Source organism: Paraburkholderia sp. Ac-20347 (assembly GCF_017104805.1).
Taxonomy (GTDB): Bacteria; Pseudomonadota; Gammaproteobacteria; order Burkholderiales; family Burkholderiaceae; genus Paraburkholderia; species Paraburkholderia tropica.
Genome location: NZ_JAAGPN010000098.1, coordinates 1 through 18,548 on the forward strand (window position 1 = coordinate 1; position 18,548 = coordinate 18,548).

Below are 18,548 nucleotides of genomic sequence, written 5' to 3' on the forward strand. Positions count from 1 at the left end.
TCATCGAGCGCGGCGCGGGCCGTGTGCCCATCGCGCGCATTCCGTATGCGGTGCCGCTCGCGCAGGCGTTCCTGAAGGACTTCAAGCACATCGTGACGGTGGAGACGAGCGAGCCGGTGGCGTTCTTCGCTTACCCGGACAAGCCGAGTCTCTTGAAAGCCGAAGGCACGCTGGTGCATCCGCTCGTCGAAGAAGACGAGGACAGCGAACTCGCTTTCGACATGCTGTTGCAGGCATTGGGCGCAACAGACACGGCGCCGCGTCTGCAGGCGCGTATCGAAACGCCGGTGCCGACCGGCGCGCTCAATCCCGTCAGCATTGCGCACGCGATGGCGGCAGCGCTGCCCGAGCATTGCATCGTCGTCGACGAGTCGCTCACGACGGGCCGCGAATCGATGAACCTGACGATGGGCGCGCGTCCGCACGACCTCATCAACAACATGGGCGGCTCGATCGGCTATTCGACGCCGGTCGCCACCGGCGCGGCGCTCGCGTGCCCCGACCGGCGCGTGTTCTGCATGGTCGGCGACGGCAGCGCGATGTACACGATCCAGTCGCTGTGGACGCAGGCGCGCGAAGGGCTGAACGTCACGACCATCATCTTTGCCAATAACAGCTACGCGATCCTCAAGGCCGAGTACGCGAACATGGGCGCGGGCACGCCGGGCGAGCGCGCGCTGTCGATGATCGACATCGACAATCCGCGCATCGACTGGCTGGCGATGGCGAAGAGCATGGGCGTGCCGGGCGTCGCCGTGGAAACGGCGGAAGACTTCTATAAAGCGATGACCGATTCGACGCGCGAGCCGGGTCCGCGCCTCATCGAAGTCCGGCTGTAAATCGAATCCGGATATCAAGCGATACCAACACCAGGAGAGACATTCATGACAACGACGTTCACGGGCGTGCCGACGCTGCGCACCAATCTGTCCGAATACGCGGTGACGAAGGCGATGCGCGACGGACGCGTGCGCTCCGATCTCGTGACGCTGGATTTTTGCGGCCCCACGCCCGCGCACAACGGCTTCAAGGCGATGGTGCGTGAGAGCAAGTTCGACGCGGGCGAACTCGCCATCGTGACCTTCCTGCAGGCGAAGTCGTACGGCAAGCCGTATGTGCTGCTGCCCGCGCCGATCTCGGGCCGTTTTCAGCATCATTGCGCGGGCTATAACCTCGACTTCGGCCACCTCGATCCGAAAGATATCGAAGGCAAGAAGGTCGGCGTGCGCACCTACACGCAAACCACGGCGCTGTGGATTCGCGGTATTCTGCGTCACGAATATGGCGTCGATCTCGACAAGGTCACGTGGATGACGCTGGGCGACGGCCATCTCGCCGAGTACAGCGATCCGTCGAATTGCGAGCGCCTGCCTGCGGGCTCGTCGATTCCGGAAATGATGCTCAAGGGCGAACTGGCGGCCGCGCTGCTCGGCGAAGACATGCCGAAGGACGAGCGCGTGCGTACGCTGGTGCCGGACGCGCACGCGGCGGCGAAAGACTGGTTCGCGCGCACGGGCGTGGTGCCGATCAATCACATGTTCGCGGTGCACACGGATCTGACGAAGGCGCGCCCCGATATCGTGCGCGAGATTTATCGCATGATTGCGGAAAGCCGCTCGCTCGCCGAAGGCGTGCCGGCGATCTTCCCGCCGATCGGGCTGGAGGAAAACCGCAAGGGCCTGCAGCTCGCGATCGACTGGGCGCTCGATCAGAAGATCATTCCGCGCCGCCTTTCCGTCGACGAACTGTTCGACGACGTGACGGGCAGCCTGGGCTGAACGCACGCCGCCATGGCGCGACATGGCAAGCCAATAAAAAGCCGGAGACAGAAGGTGGAGATCACACAACGACAGCCATCGCGCGACGCGAATCGCTGGGGCATTCTGGTGCTGCTTGCAATCGGGCTGATGATCTCCTTCGTCGACCGCACGAGCATGTCCGCCGCGCTCGCCGACCGCCACTTCGTGCACGAGTTCGCGCTCACGCACATCGAGCGCGGTTGGCTCGGCTCGGCGATGTTCTGGTCCTATGGGCTCATGCAGATGCCGATGGGCTGGATCGTCGACCGCTATGGCGTGAAGTGGCCGTACAGCGTTTGCTTTCTGCTCTGGTGTCTCGCAGCGGCGGCGACCGGCGTGGTGGGCACGCTATCGGCGCTGATTCTGGTGCGCTTGCTGATTGGCGTGGCCGAAGCGGTGGTGGTGCCCGCCACTTACCGCTATCTCGCCGATAATTTCGACGAAGCGCACAAAGGCACCGCGCTCGGCATCTATTCGATTGGCGGCAAGATGGGTCCGGCGCTCGGCGCGCCGATCGCGGCCTGGTTGATCGCCGCAAGTTCGTGGAAGACGATGTTCGTCGTGACCGGACTCGCCGGTTTGCTGTGGCTGGTGCCGTGGCAATGGCTGCTCAAGAACGACTTTCCTTCGCGCGCAGAGCTTGCGGCCGCGCGCCAGCGTGCGGCTTCGGTGCCGTTGCGCAATCTGCTCGCGAGCCCGGTAGTGTGGGGCGGTCTCATCACCAACTTCTGCTACAGCTATTTCGTGTTTTATTGCATGACGTGGATGCCCGCGTATCTCGTCGAGCAGCGCGGACTTTCACTTCGGCAATCGGGCGTGTATACGTTTTTCAGTTTCGCGGGCATTGCCATCGTGGCCGCGTTGGCGGGCTGGGCCGCAGACCGTTTGATCGCGCGCGGTCACGACGCCGTGGTCGTGCGCAAGTCGTTTATCGTCGCAGGATTTATCAGCGGGACAACGGTGTTGATGGGCGCGTATGCACACACGGCGCAGGAAGCGTTGTTCTGGAATATCGCGTCGCTTTCGCTGCTGGGTCTCGTCACCGCGAATAATCTCGCGCTGGTGAAACTCACGCTCATTCCGAAACAGGCCGTGGGTTTGAATACCGGCTTGCAACAGGTGGCGACCAGTCTCGCGGGCGGCGTGTCGGCGAGTCTTTCCGGCTGGCTGCTGCATGTGGGGCGCAGCTACACATTGCCGATGTCGGCGATTTTCGTATTTCTGCTGCTCGGCGCGACCAGCACCGTGGTGTTGCTGCGCAGAAAGTGGGCGCCGAAAGTCAACGAGGGCGAACCTGTCGCCGCTGAACGCGATGCGCATTCGTATCGCGCGGGGTCGTAATTGCTGTAATCGCCGCAATTGCCGCAATCACCATAATTGTGCGGTGTGATTTCAATTTCATCCCAGCCATTTTTCAACATTCGCATCGTCATTTTCACCACGCAAAGCTGGATGCCGTCATGAGTCGATTAAAAGAACCCGCCGTGGCGGCGCTCGAAGCGCGCCCCGGTTTGGCGCCTTTGTTGCACCACGCGCCGCTCACGCGTTTTCTGAGCGCGCGCGTCGGCTCCATTGCGGCCCAGCAGATGCTCATGCTGGCGATCAGCTGGCATATGTACGAGCTGACGTCGAGTGCCTGGTATCTCGGTCTGGTTGGCCTGTTCCAGTTTATTCCCGGGCTCGCCACGACGCTGCCCGCGGGACATTGCGCGGACCGTCTGCATCGCGGCCGGATCGTCGCCGTGTGTCTCGGCGTTCAGGCGGCCATCGCTGCGCTGCTCGCCGCAGCCACCATGACGAACGCGGTTTCGCGTGAGCTGCTGCTGGGGCTTTCGCTGGTGCTCGGCGCGATTCGTCCGTTTCAGATGTCGGGTCAACAGGCGTTGCTGCCGATGCTGGTGCCGCAAAGTCTGCTGGCGCGCTCGATGGCGCTCAGCACGTCCGTTCAGCAGGTGTGCGTGATCGCGGGCCCGGCGCTCGGCGGTTTGCTGTTCGCGACCGGCATCAACGCGCTGTATCTCACGTGCACCGTGTTGTTCTGCGTGAGCGCCGTGTTGTATGCGCTGATTCGCTACGACCACGTGCCGCCGCCGCGCGAACCGGTGACGGCGGAAACGGTGCTGGCCGGTTTGCGCTTTGTCTGGAGCAACCCGCTGTTGCTCGGCGGAATTTCGCTCGATCTGTTCGGCGTGCTGTTTGGCGGCGCGACGGCACTATTGCCTGTTTACGCGAAAGAGATTCTGCACGTCGGTCCCGAAGGGCTGGGACTGCTGCGTTCCGCGCCCGCCGTGGGCGCGCTGTGCGTGGGATTGTGGTTGTCGCGACACGCGATTCGCAGCGGCGTCGGCAAAAAGCTGCTGATCGCCGTGGCAGTGTATGGCGCGGCGATTGTCGCGTTCGGCGTTTCGCGATCGTTTTTGCTCTCGCTGATGCTATTGGCGATTTCGGGCGGCGCGGACACGATCAGCGTGATCGTGCGTCAGACGCTGGTGCAGATCGAAACGCCGGACCGCATGCGTGGTCGCGTCTCGGCGGTAAATACGCTGTTTATTGGCGCGAGCAATCAACTCGGTGAATTCGAGTCGGGCGTGACGGCCGCCGCGATGGGCGCAGTGGGCGCGGTCGTGCTGGGCGGTTTCGCAACGATACTCGTGAGCGCTGCGTGGAGTCAGTTGTTCAAACCGCTGGCACGGCGCGAAACGCTGCATTGATTAGATTCAGGCTTAACGTGCCGGTTAAGGCTGCAGCGTTTAACTTCAATAGACAGCGCGCGCGCGTGGACCGAAGATAAGCGCACCGTTTGCGATTCCCAATCGGGAATCGCCGGATCGGGGCGTGGGTGTTGGCGCACGAAAGCATGGGCAGTACGAGCTTCATAAAGACGCCAACACGTTCGCGAAGCAGGGAGACGCTTATGAGCGGTGAACGAAAGTCGCTTCGCGCGCTCGTCAACGACTGGCTCGGTCATAGCGGACATTTTCGCGTGACGCGGCCTGGCCGCACGAAAAAGATGCCGTGGCGCGTGGTTAAAGTGGAAGTGGCCCGCGCGTCGGGCACGTTCGAGATTGTCTTCTTTCGTCACGACGACGGCTCGTGGTGTGTGTATCCACCGACTCCGCCGCTGTTCGCGCGCCCCGCAGTGAACTGGCTCTGCCATCAGCCATGAACAGGACGTTTCAGGAAACCAATATGACTCTCAGTGGCGACATGCTGATCGGTTTCGCTTCGGTGCGCGGCACCGAAGGCGAGCAGCGCGCATTCAATCCCGCGAGCAATACGGAAATCGCGGAACCGGCATTCGGCATGGGCGGCGGCGCCGAAGTCGATCGCGCGGCCTCGCTCGCATCCGAAGCTTTCGATGTCTATCGCAACGTATCGCTCGAAAAGCGCGCGGCGTTTCTCGAAGCCATCGCCGAGAATATTCTCGAACTCGGCGATGCATTGATCGAGCGCGCGCACGCTGAAACCGGCTTGCCGATTGCGCGTCTGCAAGGCGAGCGCGGGCGCACGGTCGGGCAATTGCGCCTCTTTGCGAAAGTCGTGCGCGATGGTCATTTTCTCGGCGCGACGATCGACCGTGCGCAACCGGAGCGTCAGCCCTTGCCGCGTTCGGATTTGCGTCTCGCGAAAGTGCCTTTGGGTCCGGTGGCGGTATTCGGCGCGAGCAATTTCCCGCTCGCTTTTTCGGTTGCGGGCGGCGATACGGCTTCCGCGCTGGCCGCGGGTGCGCCGGTTATCGTGAAGGCGCACAGCGCGCATCTGGGCACGTCGGAACTCGTTGGTCGCGCGATCCAGCAGGCCGTGAAGGCGCAGGGCTTGCCCGAAGGCACGTTTTCGCTGCTGTTCGGCGCGGGCCGCAAGCTGGGCGAGGCGCTCGTTTCGCATCCGGCGATCAAGGCCGTGGGCTTCACGGGCTCGCGCCAGGGTGGCCTCGCGCTGGTGCGTCTCGCCAACGCGCGCCCCGAGCCGATTCCCGTCTACGCGGAAATGAGCAGCATTAACCCGGTGTTTCTGTTTCCGGCCGCACTGGCGAGTCGCGCTGAAACTATCGGCAAGGCTTTCGCCGATTCGCTGACGCTGGGCGCCGGTCAGTTCTGCACGAATCCGGGGCTGGTGCTCGCCGTCGACGGACCGGACCTCGAACGCTTCATCGCATCGGCGAGCGAAGCGTTGACCGGCAAACCCGCGCAAACGATGCTCACGCCCGGCATCTTCGATGCGTATTGCTCGGGCACGCAAAGCGCGGCCGCGGTGCAAGGCGTGCAAAAGGTCGCCGAAGGCGAAGCGGCAGGCGAGCGTGCCAACGCCGCGCAAGCCGCACTCTACGTGACCGATGCGGCGCGTTTGCTCGATTCGCCGGAACTGGAATCCGAAATGTTCGGTCCCGCTTCGGTGGTCGTGCGTGCGCGAGACTTTAACGAGCTGCTGGAAATCGCCGAGCATGTGGAAGGGCAATTGACGGTCACCTTGCAGATCGACGCCGCCGATTACCCCGCTGCGAAGCGTCTGCTGCCGGTGCTCGAACGCAAGGCGGGCCGCATTCTCGCGAATGGTTTCCCGACCGGTGTCGAAGTCTGTCACGCGATGGTGCACGGCGGTCCGCATCCTTCGACGTCGAACGCGATGTACACCTCGGTGGGCGCGACCGCCATCGATCGCTTCCTGCGTCCGGTTTGTTATCAGGATCTGCCGGAACTGTTGTTGCCGGAAGCGTTGCATGACGCCAATCCGCTCGGCGTGTGGCGTATTGTCGATGGGGAACCGGGCGCTTCGCTTTAAGCGTCGGTGCGAGCTGTTCAGTAAAACGAGGCGAAATTCCTGCGGGGATTTTGCCTTGTTCGCATGCATTGGAATGTTGAGTTGGAACGTCGAGTGTGTTGGTAAACCAAAATAATAATTTAGGTGTTTACCCTGATGTTCTGGTTTGCTAGACTGTGTTTGTTCGGAATGCTGGTTAATCGGCAACACTTAAAACACACGTCAGGCGGGCCAAAATGAACATGCTCAATCAAGTCGTTGTCGCTGCATTGATTCTCGCTGCGCCGGTCGCGTCGTTCGCGCAGCAAAGCCAGCAACCGCTCACGCGCGCAGAAGTCCGCGCCAGTCTCATTCAGGCGGAGAAGGGCGGTTATGGTCCGCTCGACTGGACCGATTATCCGAACGGTGAAATGCAGGCGGCGCAAACGCCTGCGGTCGATACATCGGGTTACGGTACGGTGGCGCGTGGCTCGTCGCAATCGGGCGACGCAAGCCAATAAAATCGCGGCAAGCGTACCGGCATTGCGTGATGCAGGCCGATACGCTTTACAGGTTTAGAACTTGTGCGTCAGCCCGATAATAATGCCTCTTGCCGTTGCACCCGGCGTCACCTCAATCCCTGAATATTCGGTGCCGTTGAGCGTATAGGCCGCCTGATTCCGGTTGTCGATCAAACCGGCGGCCATATAGATCAGCGAGGACTTCGAGAGGAAGTATTCGTACGACAGGCCAACTTGCTGCGCGTTGTTGCCGTTGCCGGTGCGGTCGTGCAAATAGCCGTACATCACGGCAATCTCGTTGGCGGGGTTGAAGAGATACGAAGCCGAGATGGAATAAGTCGCTTCATTCTGGCTGTGATCCGACTGCGTTTCCGTGTGGTAGACGAAGTAGAAACGCGCCGCGTCCACCTTGAGCGAAGTCGCCGCCGTAAAGACTTTCTGAACCGACGTGCCGGCCGCATTGTCCTGCTGGTCATAGCCGGCCGCAATATGCCACGACCCGTTGATGTACTTCACTACGGCGTTATACGACTGCAGGCCATTCGAGGGCTTGGTGGTGGAGTCGCGCATCGACACGAGAATCTGCGCGGTTAATCCGTGCCAGTTTGGCGTGAAGTAAGAAATGGCGTTGCTGGCGCGCACGGACACATCGTCGAAATCGTTGAGCGGCGAGGCAATCGATTTCGCTGCCAGCGGATCGAGTTCGCCATCGAGATAAAGATATTGCGGCTTCTTCTGGCGGCCAAATCTGAATTCGCCGAAGCCACCCGACATGCCGACCCATGCGAGACGATTGAATGCATCGGCCGAATTCTGCGCCTCGCCATTGACCGCCGAAAAACCCTGCTCAAGCTGAAAATTGACGTGTACACCGCCGCCAATATCTTCGTGGCCGTAGAGGCCATAGACAGTGGCGAATAAACCGCCTGATGAAGCGCGAATGACATGATTGGCGCCGCCGCTCTGATATTCGATGCCGTTATCGACAATGCCATAGAGCGTGATGGAAGATTGCGCCTGAACGGATTGAACGGCGCACGACGAGATAAGCGCGGACGCTGCGAGAAGGGTCCTTTTCATTTGTCTCCAGATTGTCTGTTAATCGATCCGGATAACGCGTGATATAGGTTTTAGAATCGCGTTACCGAATATTTAGACTGCAATCTGGATAGTAAGAAAATAAAAAGGATGCGTCCCTGTAGTAAATGCGCTTTTTCTTGCATTTTTCGATGCGATTGACGCATCGAAGAACGGTGCGGAAAGTAAAACGCGCCGCGCTATTTCACAAAGGTAATGCTGGTAGGCGCGGGAATCGCAATCGATTGCTCGCTATCAGCCAGCGTGCCGGTTGCGCGATCGATGCGAAACAGGCTCACGTTTCCGCTACGCTGATTCGCGACAAACAGCCATTTCCCCGATGGGTCGATGGCGAATCCCCACGGTTTGTCGCCGCCGGACGGCACGCGTTGCAGTTCGCTCAGTTGACCACTGGCGTTATCCACGCGATACACAACGAGGGCATTCTCGCCGCGGTCTTCGACATAGATAAACCGTCCGTCGCGGCTCATCGCCATTTCCGCGCCGCTCTTCACGCCATTGAATCCCGCCTGGCTGATGGGCAGCGTTTGCACGGGCGTGAGTTGCGCGGTGGCGGCGTCCCAGTGCAATACGAGCAGCTCCGCGCTCAGTTCGGTCAACACATAGGCGTACTGTCCGGTCGGCCCGAACACGACCCGGCGCGGCCCGCTTCCCGGCGGCAACGCGAACGCGCGGGGCGCGGCGGCATCGAGTTGCGTCAGCGTGTGCGTGGCGCGATCGAAGCCATAAATGAAAACGCGATCGGCGCCCAGATCGGGCACGAGCGCATAGTGCCCCGAAGGATCGATGGTGACGCCATGCGCGTGCGCATCGGTCTGGCGCGGGCTCGGGCCGGAACCTTTCTCTGCAATCGTCGATTCGAGCGTGCCGACGCTGCCGTCGCGATTCACCGCGAGGCTCGATACGGAGCCGCTGTTGTAGTTCGCGCCGAGCAGCGTGGACGACGGCGCGTCGAATTGCAGGAAGGTGGTGCCACGGCCGCCAGTCAGCACGTCGTTGATGCGCGTAAGCGATCCGTTGTCCTGGTTCACCGCGTACGCCGTGACGCTGCCTTCCTTGTCGCGATCGTCGTTCACGGCGTAGAGCACGGGCAATTGCGGATGCGACGCCACCCAGGTCGACTTCAATCCTTGCGCGACGGTGCCGACGTCGTTGATGTTGCCGGTGGACGTGTTGAAGTGCAGGGCGTTGATCTGCTGATGCAGCGTGCCGACGTAGACGAATTCCGTATCGGATTCGGCCGTCGTGCTGGCTGCGGCGCAGACCGAGAGTGCCGAGAATGCGGTTGCGACAAGTGCGGCCACGGCGGTGCGCCGCATCCGTGTGGCAGGCGTGACGAGTTGCGCCATATTCGGTAGACCTGGTTGAGCTGATTGAGAAAGGGGCGAATCGTTGAAAGCGTATTCGCTGCGCAAGGACGGGTCCCTGCACAAAATCCGGATTCGCCAGCACTTTTCAATCGAACCAGGGAAGATACCGGGACGAGTATCGAAACGCGGTGCGCGCGTAGTCGGTCATGATTGCGCGCGCACCGTTTCGATCGGTCAGTGCGGGAACCCGTGTGGGTTTTTTGCGCGGCCTTATCGTCGCGCTTCGCTGCGAAACTGGCTCGGCGCCTGGTCGACTTCTCTGCGGAAGAAGCGCGTGAAATACGCGGCGTCCGCGAAACCCAGCATGAAAGCAATCTGTTCGACCGACATATCGCCGAAGATGAGTTCGCGTTTGGCTTCCGTAATAATGCGCGCGTGAATCATTTTGGTCGGGCTTTTTTCGGCGGCGGACGCGCAGGCAGCACGCAATTGCACGAGCGAGACCGCAAGCATCGACGCATATTGCTGCAACGGAAGATTGTCGCGGTAGTGCTCGTCGATCAGTTTGCGAAAGCGCTCCACGAGACGCACGTCATTGCGCGGCACGGCTTCGCTGACCGCCTGATCGAGACGCGCTTCGCGAACCAATGTGAGGAGCAGCATCGTCAACAGGGCTTCGGTGCCGGCCACTTGTCCCACTGAATCCGATTCCACCTCTTGTTTCAGGCGCTGAATCAGGCTGTAGATTTCGCCGGCGGCTTCGGCGTGATAGGCGAACGGGACCATGCGTGGCGCGGACCACAGCGCCACGAATTCGCGCAGCCGCGCATTCACCTGCGTGAGATAGGACACTTCGATCGTGACGACCCAACGGTCCACGTCGATTTCGTAGTCGAGACCGTGAATGCACTCGGTGGGCACCAGCAGCGCGCACGGCCCCTCGAACGGCACGCTGCGCCCTTCGAGATTCATCACGCCGCGGCCGTTGCGCACGAAAATCAGTTGCCCGTAAGCTGGATGTGCGTGCGGCGCGGTGCGACAGCGTCCGCGCTCGGTCACGTGGCCAACGTGCACGAACCAGTTTTCTTCCTCGGCGGGTTCGACATAGAGCCGAACTTTGGGAACCGCGCTCAGGCGGCTTGTGCCGACAGGTCGGTTCGTGGGCTTGATGAGGGTTGCGCCGTGGGCCATGAAGTCTCCTGGACGACCGTTCGTGCGGCCGCCATTTCAATGCTGATTCGCCGGAACGCTGTACCGTCTGGGCGGGGTCCGCGTGCGACTTGCTCGATATGCTCCCTGCAAAAAGGGACCGTGAAACTCGTCCTATTCTTTCACAGGCCGTCCTTGTCGGCCACTTGCGATATACCCCGAGACCGGTGCCAGGAACTTTCCGGCACCGGCTCGATTCGATCCGTGCGTCAGAAGGTATGGACCATGCCGAGAATGACGCCGCGCGTATTCGAACCCGGCGCCACGGTCGGGCCGGCGTAAGCCGTGCCATTGAGCGTGAAGGCCGCCTGATTGCGGTTGTTGATAAACGCAGCCGACGCATAGAGCGTCGTGCGCTTCGACAGATAGTGCTCGTACGTCATGCCGATCTGCTGCGCGTTATTGCCGTTGCCGGTGCGATCGTGCAGGTAACCGTACATCAGCGCGAGTTGATCGGCGGGACCGAAACTCCACGAACCCGACCCTTCATAGACGTCGCGCTTGATGCTGTTGTCGGTTTGCTTTTCCGTGTGATACGCGAGATAGAAGCGCGCCGGACCGACGCCCACCGATGCACCCGCGTTGAACACTTTCAGCGTGGACGTGCCGGTGGCGTTGTCCGCCTGCTCGTAGCCCGCCGCCACCCGGAACGGCCCGTTCTCATAGCGCGCGGCGGCGTTGTAGAACTGCAGGCCGTTGCTCGGCTTGGTAGTGGAATCACGCATCGCGACCATGAATTGCGCGCTCAGTCCGTAGACCGTCGGCGTGAAGTAGGAGATCGCATTGTTGACGCGAATGGTCAGCGAATTGAAGTTGAGCATCGGCGAACCCATGCTCATCACGGCGACCGGATCGAGTTCGCGATTCAGGAAAATGTATTGCGGCGTGTTTTGCAGGCCGAATCGCACTTCGCCGAACCCGCCCGACAAACCGACCCACGCCTGCCGATTGAAGGCTTCCGCGGAATTGGCCGCCGCACCGGTCATGGCCGAGAAGCCTTGCTCGAGCTGGAAATTGACGTGCAGTCCACCGCCAATATCCTCGCTGCCTTTCAGGCCGTAGCGGCTCGCGAACAGACCGCCCGAGGTGGCGCGCACGACCGAACCGTTGCCGCCATTCTGATACTCGATGCCATTGTCGATCACGCCGTAAAGCGTAACGGACGATTGCGCATGGGCTGTCTGAAACAGGCACGCCGACGCAAGGCCGGATGCCACGACTAGCATTCGCTTCATTCTTGTCTCCACGTTGATTTTATTTATTGCGCTGCAGGGCCGAATGGCCGCTGACGATTTTCTCGATGAAATTTCCTGTTTCAATAATTGGGATGACTAATTGATATCGTCACGAAGGGCACGCTAAAACGCGCGGCCTTCGTGACGGAGGGTGAGTGCGGAAAAAGCTTCAGTAACCGGCCATTTCGCGCGCGGCGCCGACTACGCCATAGGTGCGCGATGGCGCCGACATCAGGAAGCGATAACCTTCCTGAATGAGTCGCTGATGATTCTTCGCGGTCACGTGCGGGTGCCCGACCACGACGTTGTGCTTCTTGCAGGTCTCGACGATCTTGCGCATCGCGTCGAGCACTTCCGGATGTTCGTATTGGCGCGGAAAACCCAGTTCCTGGCTCAAGTCGCCTTCGCCAATCAGAATCAGGCCGATGCCGGGCACGTTCGAGAGGATGTCGTCGAGATTCTCGATCGCCTGCGTGCTTTCGCACATCAGGCCGACGAGAATTTCGCCATGCGGCGCGAGCGGCCAGACGTCGGCCTTCTCGTAGTATTGCGGCATCGACAGGCCCCAATAGCGCGAGGCATTGGCCGGGCCGTCGCCGCGCACGCCCTTCGGTTCATAGATCGGCGCGTGCTTCGGACGTGCGTAGCGGCACGAGGCCACCGCGTTGTACGCCTGTTCGACCGTGGCCACGTGCGGCCAGATCACACCGTATGCGCCGCGATCGAGCACCTGCTTGGCGAAGCTCTGGTTCATCTCCACGCCGTTCGCCGGAATGCGCGCGATGGGCGTCACGCGCGGTGCGACCGAGCTGGATTCGGCAATCTGCTTGCGGCTCAGCATGTATTGCAGCGCGTCGCCGAATGCAGACACGTCGTACGGGTTGTGCTCCATTTCGAACACGACGCCGTCGTAGGGCGCATCGCTCATCTCGATGGCGCTCTGCTTGTCGAGCTTCGAGAACGCGGCGAAAGCGGCCTTGCCGGATTCGAGCGTGCGGATAATGCCGTTGATGCGGGTATCGCTCATTGTGTTGCCTCTTTGCTGGCGAATGATGCGTTATTCTTCGGCTTTCCAGTACATGAAGCCCATGCCTTCGCCGGTGCCGGCGGGCGTGCGCCAGCACGGGACGTAATCGACGAGCGTCATTTCCGCGCCGGTTTCTTCGAGCGCTTTCATCACGCTCACATAGAGCTTGATTTCCGAGGTGCCGGATTGATACGAGCGATCGTCCACGGCGGCGAGGCCCTCGTAGTCGTAATTCGCCAGCATCTTCATGATGCGATGATCGAACTCTTCATCGTTGACGAAATGCGAGAGGCCGCCCGAGGCGAAGATGCCCACGCGCACATCGGCGGGCCACGCCGCGATCGCCTCGCGCAACACGCGGCCGAATTCGATGCAGCGCGACATCGAAGGCTGCGTCGGCGGATAGAAGCAGTTCATGATGATCGGCACGTGCGGCGGCGGATTGTCGTCCATGATCTGGTGATAGACGAAGCTGTACGCGTGCGGCGCGACCGGGTACTCGGGCAGCGGCTTCATCCAGACGTTATCGGGCCACGCGAACAGATCGGTGAGATCGAAGCCTTCCGCCTGGAAGCGGTTGATCAGATAGGTGGCCAGTTCCGGATGGCACGCGTGCGTGACATGCCGGTCGGGCGCGTAGACGGAGCGTTGCGGCGGCCCGTTATGAACTTCCGCGCCGCTATAGATTGCGATGGAAGGGGAGAAGTCGGTGAAGATTTCCTTCTGGTCCTTGCCAAGAATAATCGCCACGTCGATCTTCGCTTCGCGATACGCGGCGGCCATCTTGTCGAGCGCCACGCGGCAGCGCGCTGCGCGCGCGGTGCGTTCTTCCAGCGTGAGGAACGGTGCGAACGCCGCTTCGCGATGGGCTTCCAGTTCGGGATAGGTCCACGTCCGGTTGCGGAACCACAGTTCCGGATTATTGCGGTCGCGCTCGCCGTTCTTGAGCCAGTCTTCCGGCGCCTGGCCAAGCATGCCGCTATGCGGTACGGCCATCCCGAATACGATTTTCGCCATATGAGTTGTTTCCAGTGTTCAATCAGTCGACACGGGCAGGGCCGCGGTCAAAACGTGGGAGGCAGCAAGTGCTGCGGTATTGATTCGGAGTCCGTTGCTTATGCTTCGCGTAATTCAGGTTGCGGCTCGTTTGCTTTCGGCGCCCAGTCGGGGCGATAAAGAATCGCCGTGGCAGCCGCGCCGACGAGCAGGAAGACGAAGATCACCATCATCGGCAGGTCGTAGCTCTTGCTGATATGCAGCAGCCAGCCGGAGAGACTCGCGGCCACGCCGCCCGCGAAACTCGTCGCGACCTGTTGCACGCCGGTCACGAGGCCGACCGTCTGCTTCGGAATCAGCGTGAGACGCGAGAGCACGAGGTTGTTGGCGGTCGTCAAGCCGAGCAACGACAGCGAGAGCACGTTCCAGAACAGCGCCGCTTCGAGCGAGTGCGCATAGGCGCCGAGCAGCACGGTGCAGCCGCCTACGAAGCCCGCGATGATGAACGCCTTGCGCACCGCGATGGCATTGGCGCCGCGTGCGATGATGCGGTCGGCGGCCCAGCCCGCGATGGCCGCGACGATGGCGATGCCCGCGAAGCTGAAGAAGGTGAAGATGCCCGAGCGTCCAATCGACAGACCGCGTTGCTCGACGAGATACGCGGGCATCCACGTCATGCAGAAGAACGTGAAATAGCCGTAGCAGAAGTTGGTGATCATGCCGCCCCAGACGACCGGGCTCGACAGAATGCTCGCGAGACTCACCGTGCGCGCGCTGCGGTCGGCCTTGAGCAAGGTTTCGCGCGAGGGCAGGTCGTTGCGCACCATCAGCAGCCAGGGCACGAGCCAGAGCAGGCCGACGAGACCCGTGGCGATGAACATCGCTTTCCACGAGTAGTTGACGATGAACCACGCGGCCACCGGCGCGCCGATCGCGGGGCCGAATTTATTGCCCATTGCGAGAATGCCGACGGCGAGACCGCTCTGGCTTTCGTGGAAGTTATTGCGGATCCAGCGATAGCTTGCCGGGATCACAATCGCTTCGGCGATGCCGACGAGCAGGCGCATGACGACGAGGCCGGCCAGCGTGGTCACCGCGCCCATCAATGCGGTGGCGGCGCACCAGAGCGCGAAGCAGACCGCGTACGGCCATTTCACGCCGTAACGGTCGGCGACCCAGCCCATCGGCACCTGAAACAGGCCATACGACCAGAAGAACGCGGAATTGATCCAGCCGCGGTCGACGTTGCTGAGCGCGAAGTGACGGATAAAGGTGCTATCCGCCAACACGCTGGAAATACTGGTGCGATCGATAAACGACGTCAATACGCCGATCGCGAGCAGGGCGAGTACGGCCCAGTTGCCCACGATGCCCGATCGTTCGGTTTTGCTCGTCTCCATGTGCTTTCTTCTTGCCTCGGTTATTGCCAGGTTGATGCTGATTTATTGCTCGACGACTGCTCGATTGATGCAACTACTGATGCGATTACGGATGATGCAATTACGCGGCTTTCGCGCCGTGGCTGAGCAGCGCCGGGTACAGCTTGAGCGCCGTCTTGCCGAAAATCCATGCGCGGTCGGCGGCGTTCAGGCACTGCAGTCCGGATTGCGCCGTGGCGAGAATCTCCTGCAACGTGCCGCTCGACGTCGGGAAATTCGATCCCCACGCCATGCGTTGTGCGCCAAATGCTTCCACCACGCGCGGGAAAAACGTTTCGGCGCTTGCTGCGTCTTTCCTGACGTCGCCGAAAATGCGCGGCGTGAGTTTCAGAAAGATGTTTTCGTATTCCGCGAGTTCGAACAGACTCTGTGACTTCGCGTAAGGCGGGCCGTCCGTGACGTCGGGGCGCGCGAGGTGATCGAGCACGATCGGCACACGCGGAAAACGTTGCGCCAGCGCGCGCACTTGCGGAATGCCGACCGGACCGGTCTGAATGCACATCGGCAGACCGAGGTCCGCGCACAATTCCCACGCGGGAAACGCGCGCGGGTCGTCGAGTTCGCTCGGGTCGAATTCTTTCGTGCTGCCGCCGGTGAAAAGGCGCAAACCTTCGAGACCCTGCTCCACCCATTCCTGAATGCGTTGCGGCGCGTCCGGCTGCAGCACGTCGACGGAACCCACGGCGACGAGGCGGCCCGGATATCGTGCGCAACTCTCGGCCACATAGCGATTATCGAAACCGTACGTGGTGGACGAATGCACCACGGCCGCCTTGCCGACACCCGCCGCATCCATCGCGGCGATCAGCGTTTCGACGGTCGTCGGGCGCTCCTTCGACCAGTCCGAGCGCTTGCCGAACAGCGGCGCGGGCGGATAACGACCTTCATCATCGGAGATGATGTGCGGGTGAATGTCAACGATTGAGCCGGGCATGAGCGTCCTGGAATGTGTGCGCGTTATCGTTTCGCTTTTTTGTCGCTTCGCTTCGTTCAGTTTCGCGTTGCCTGCGGGTCCACGAAGAGTTCGTCCAGCGCAAGCCGGCGCGGCGTGAGACCTTGCTTGAACGCGGTCGCTTCGAGCGCCTCGATGGTCTTGCGATTCGCTTCGATGCCATAAGGCAGCGGATCGTGACCGACGATCTTTCGGAGTTCCAGGTATTTCTTGTCGCCCGCGCTGGTCGCTTCGCCCGTGTCGAGACGGGCGAGCCATTCGCGCTTGGCTTGCGCGAAGGCGTCGTCGAGCGAACGGGCGATCCACGGATGCTCAGCGAGAATCGCGTCCTTCACGACGATCGTGCCGTGCATCGGATAGATGCCCGTGCGCGCGTAATAGTCCTTTTCGAGCGCGGCCGCGTCGGGCAGCAGGTCGGGGTAATCGGCTTCGACTTCTTTCCAGCCGCCCGTGGGTGCGCCCGTGCGTCCGATACCGGCCGCCGCTGCGAAGCCGCCGGCGAGTTCGCCGCTCGCCATCATGTCCGCGAGCGAGCTGCCGGCGGGCGCGTGCACGACGTTCGACGGCAGTTTCAGTTGCGTGACGTGCTCTTCGTCGTCGACGACCCAGGTGACTTTCGACGCATCGAGATCGAATTCGTCGATCAATACCTGACGTGTCCACACGCCCGTGGTGACGGAATACGCGCGCACGCCGACCTTGCGGCCTTCGAGGTCTTTCGGATGGCGAATGCCCGCGTCGGGGCGCACGAGCAGCCCGCCGTGGTGGAAACGGCGCGTGACGAAAATCGGCAGGCCGACGAACGGCGCGCCATACGCGCGGGCGATGATATAGGTCGTGGGCGCGAGTTCGCAGACGTCGAATTCGACGTCGCGCACCATGCGCCGGAATGCGCCAATCTGGGGCTGGACCGTGACGAATTCGGCGTCCACGCCTTCGATGGGAATGGAGCCGTTGCGAATGGCCGACGTATGCGGGTGTTCGCCAATTGCAATTTTGAGCCGCACCTTATTAGCCAACATTCGTCTCCTTGAATGGGTGTGCTGTGCTTTGATGGAGAGAGAATATTTGAGCGGCCCGCGCGCGTCCCTATACAAAAGGGAGATTCGATGGCACTTTTTTCATGATGATCGGCTCAGGCGGCCCAATTTATCGTGGCCGTCGCGCGTCCGGCTTGTACGTTCTGCCTGGCGGGCTGTCCCGGCTCGCTGCCCGACTTCTGGTTGACGCGCCGTTGCGCCGCAACTCACGTACCATCGCGTTCTTTGCAATGTGACCCTTTTCGATTCGCGCGGCCATGGACAATCTTGGAGATATTCGCCTCTTCGTCGAGGCGGCGGGGCAGGGCAGCCTGTCGGCAGCGGGCCGCAAGCTGGGGCTGTCGCCCGCGGCGGCGAGCGCGCGGCTGGTCAAGCTGGAGGGCGCGCTGCATACGCAGTTGTTCGAGCGCTCGACGCGCAAGCTGCGTCTGACCGACGAAGGCCGCCTGTACCTCGCGCACTGCCAGCACGCGCTGCAGACGCTCGACGACGCCCGCGCGGCGCTCCAGGCGGGCCGCGCATCGGTGAGCGGCACGTTGCGCGTATCGGCGACATCGGATTTCGGGCGCACGGTGCTGCGCCGCTGGCTCGACGCGTTCAACGATCAGCATCCGAACGTGACGCTCACGCTGGTGCTCTCCGACTCGCTCTCGCATCTGCTGCAAGACGATATCGATCTCGCGATCCGCTTTGGCGTGCCCACCGACAGCTCGATGGTCGCCAGGCGGCTCGCCGACAACCGGCGCGTGCTCTGCGCGTCGCCCGCGTATCTGGAGGCGCATGGCGCGCCTTCGCATCCCGACGAACTCGGCGAACACGACTTTATTCTGCTGGCGTCGTCGGCGGGCGTGGCCAATAGCTGGCGCTTCTCGCGCGGCGCGGAGACGGCGCTGTTCAGCGCGCCGCTCGACCGTTCGCGGCAGACGAACGACGGCTCGCTCGCGCGCGAGTGGGCCGTGGAAGGGCGCGGCGTGGTGATGAAATCGATCTGGGACATCGGCGCCGATCTGCAGGCGGGCCGTCTGCGCGTGCTGCTGCCCGAGTGGCGCTGTCCGGACGTGCCCGTGCACGCGCTTTTTCAGCGCACGCTCTATATGGCGCCGCGCGTGCGGACCTTGCTCGACTTTCTCGAAGCGGAGTTCGCGCAGGCGGCCGGAACGCTCGCGCCGTATCTGGCATAGCGTC

General features: G+C 61.8%; 17 protein-coding genes. 8 read left to right on the forward strand and 9 right to left on the reverse strand.

The genetic code is table 11. The annotated features are described in order from the left end of the window. The 7 genes from G3N97_RS19395 to G3N97_RS19425 form a co-directional block, all read left to right on the forward strand. On the forward strand, positions 1 to 839 hold an 839-nt coding region (locus G3N97_RS19395; RefSeq protein ID WP_205994673.1), incomplete at its 5' end, for an acetolactate synthase large subunit. Positions 840 to 884: 45 nt separating this feature from the next. Next, positions 885 to 1,778, forward strand: coding sequence for a phosphate ABC transporter substrate-binding protein (locus G3N97_RS19400; RefSeq protein WP_065060448.1), 894 nt, complete (start codon positions 885 to 887; stop codon positions 1,776 to 1,778). Positions 1,779 to 1,838: 60 nt separating this feature from the next. Continuing rightward, positions 1,839 to 3,140 carry an MFS transporter gene (locus G3N97_RS19405; protein ID WP_346778089.1) on the forward strand — a complete coding sequence of 434 codons (1,302 nt, stop codon included), beginning with the start codon at positions 1,839 to 1,841 and terminating at the stop codon, positions 3,138 to 3,140. A 119-nt stretch (positions 3,141 to 3,259) separates the two neighbouring features. Next, positions 3,260 to 4,510, forward strand: a complete 1,251-nt coding sequence (locus G3N97_RS19410) for an MFS transporter (protein ID WP_205994675.1) — start codon at positions 3,260 to 3,262, stop codon at positions 4,508 to 4,510. Positions 4,511 to 4,713: 203 nt separating this feature from the next. Next, on the forward strand, positions 4,714 to 4,965 hold the full coding sequence (locus tag G3N97_RS19415; RefSeq protein WP_065060450.1) for a hypothetical protein: 252 nt from the start codon (positions 4,714 to 4,716) through the stop codon (positions 4,963 to 4,965). Positions 4,966 to 4,988: 23 nt separating this feature from the next. Next, on the forward strand, positions 4,989 to 6,578 hold the full coding sequence (locus G3N97_RS19420; protein WP_205994676.1) for an aldehyde dehydrogenase (NADP(+)): 1,590 nt from the start codon (positions 4,989 to 4,991) through the stop codon (positions 6,576 to 6,578). 215 nt (positions 6,579 to 6,793) lie between these two features. Further along, on the forward strand, positions 6,794 to 7,057 hold the full coding sequence (locus tag G3N97_RS19425) for a DUF4148 domain-containing protein (RefSeq protein WP_205994677.1): 264 nt from the start codon (positions 6,794 to 6,796) through the stop codon (positions 7,055 to 7,057). 54 nt (positions 7,058 to 7,111) lie between these two features. On the opposite strand, the gene G3N97_RS19430 is transcribed toward G3N97_RS19425, so the two are convergent. The 9 genes from G3N97_RS19430 to G3N97_RS19470 all read right to left on the reverse strand — a co-directional run bounded on the left by G3N97_RS19430 (position 7,112) and on the right by G3N97_RS19470 (position 17,345). Then, positions 7,112 to 8,137, reverse strand: coding sequence for a porin (locus tag G3N97_RS19430; protein ID WP_205994678.1), 1,026 nt, complete (start codon positions 8,135 to 8,137; stop codon positions 7,112 to 7,114). 197 nt (positions 8,138 to 8,334) lie between these two features. After that, a complete protein-coding gene (locus tag G3N97_RS19435; protein ID WP_346778088.1) occupies positions 8,335 to 9,459 on the reverse strand; it encodes a lactonase family protein in 1,125 nt (374 codons plus the stop codon). 276 nt (positions 9,460 to 9,735) lie between these two features. Further along, positions 9,736 to 10,656 carry a helix-turn-helix domain-containing protein gene (locus tag G3N97_RS19440; RefSeq protein ID WP_205994679.1) on the reverse strand — a complete coding sequence of 307 codons (921 nt, stop codon included), beginning with the start codon at positions 10,654 to 10,656 and terminating at the stop codon, positions 9,736 to 9,738. A 227-nt stretch (positions 10,657 to 10,883) separates the two neighbouring features. Continuing rightward, complete coding sequence (locus tag G3N97_RS19445) at positions 10,884 to 11,909, reverse strand: porin (RefSeq protein WP_205994680.1); 1,026 nt, start codon at positions 11,907 to 11,909, stop codon at positions 10,884 to 10,886. A gap of 169 nt (positions 11,910 to 12,078) precedes the next feature. Continuing rightward, complete coding sequence (locus G3N97_RS19450) at positions 12,079 to 12,936, reverse strand: aldolase/citrate lyase family protein (RefSeq protein ID WP_205994681.1); 858 nt, start codon at positions 12,934 to 12,936, stop codon at positions 12,079 to 12,081. Between the two features lie 30 nt (positions 12,937 to 12,966). Beyond that, positions 12,967 to 13,953, reverse strand: a complete 987-nt coding sequence (locus G3N97_RS19455; protein ID WP_065060457.1) for a protocatechuate 3,4-dioxygenase — start codon at positions 13,951 to 13,953, stop codon at positions 12,967 to 12,969. 98 nt (positions 13,954 to 14,051) lie between these two features. After that, entirely contained in the window at positions 14,052 to 15,332 is a 1,281-nt protein-coding gene (locus tag G3N97_RS19460) for an MFS transporter (RefSeq protein WP_205994682.1), read from the reverse strand. 100 nt (positions 15,333 to 15,432) lie between these two features. After that, positions 15,433 to 16,305 carry an amidohydrolase family protein gene (locus G3N97_RS19465; protein ID WP_205994683.1) on the reverse strand — a complete coding sequence of 291 codons (873 nt, stop codon included), beginning with the start codon at positions 16,303 to 16,305 and terminating at the stop codon, positions 15,433 to 15,435. A 56-nt stretch (positions 16,306 to 16,361) separates the two neighbouring features. After that, entirely contained in the window at positions 16,362 to 17,345 is a 984-nt protein-coding gene (locus tag G3N97_RS19470) for an ABC transporter substrate-binding protein (protein WP_205994684.1), read from the reverse strand. A 275-nt stretch (positions 17,346 to 17,620) separates the two neighbouring features. Here G3N97_RS19470 and G3N97_RS19475 point away from each other — a divergent pair, with 275 nt between their 5' ends. Beyond that, positions 17,621 to 18,544 (forward strand): LysR family transcriptional regulator, encoded by a 924-nt coding sequence (locus G3N97_RS19475; protein ID WP_205994685.1) that lies wholly within the window; start codon positions 17,621 to 17,623, stop codon positions 18,542 to 18,544. Positions 18,545 to 18,548: the final 4 nt, after the last annotated feature.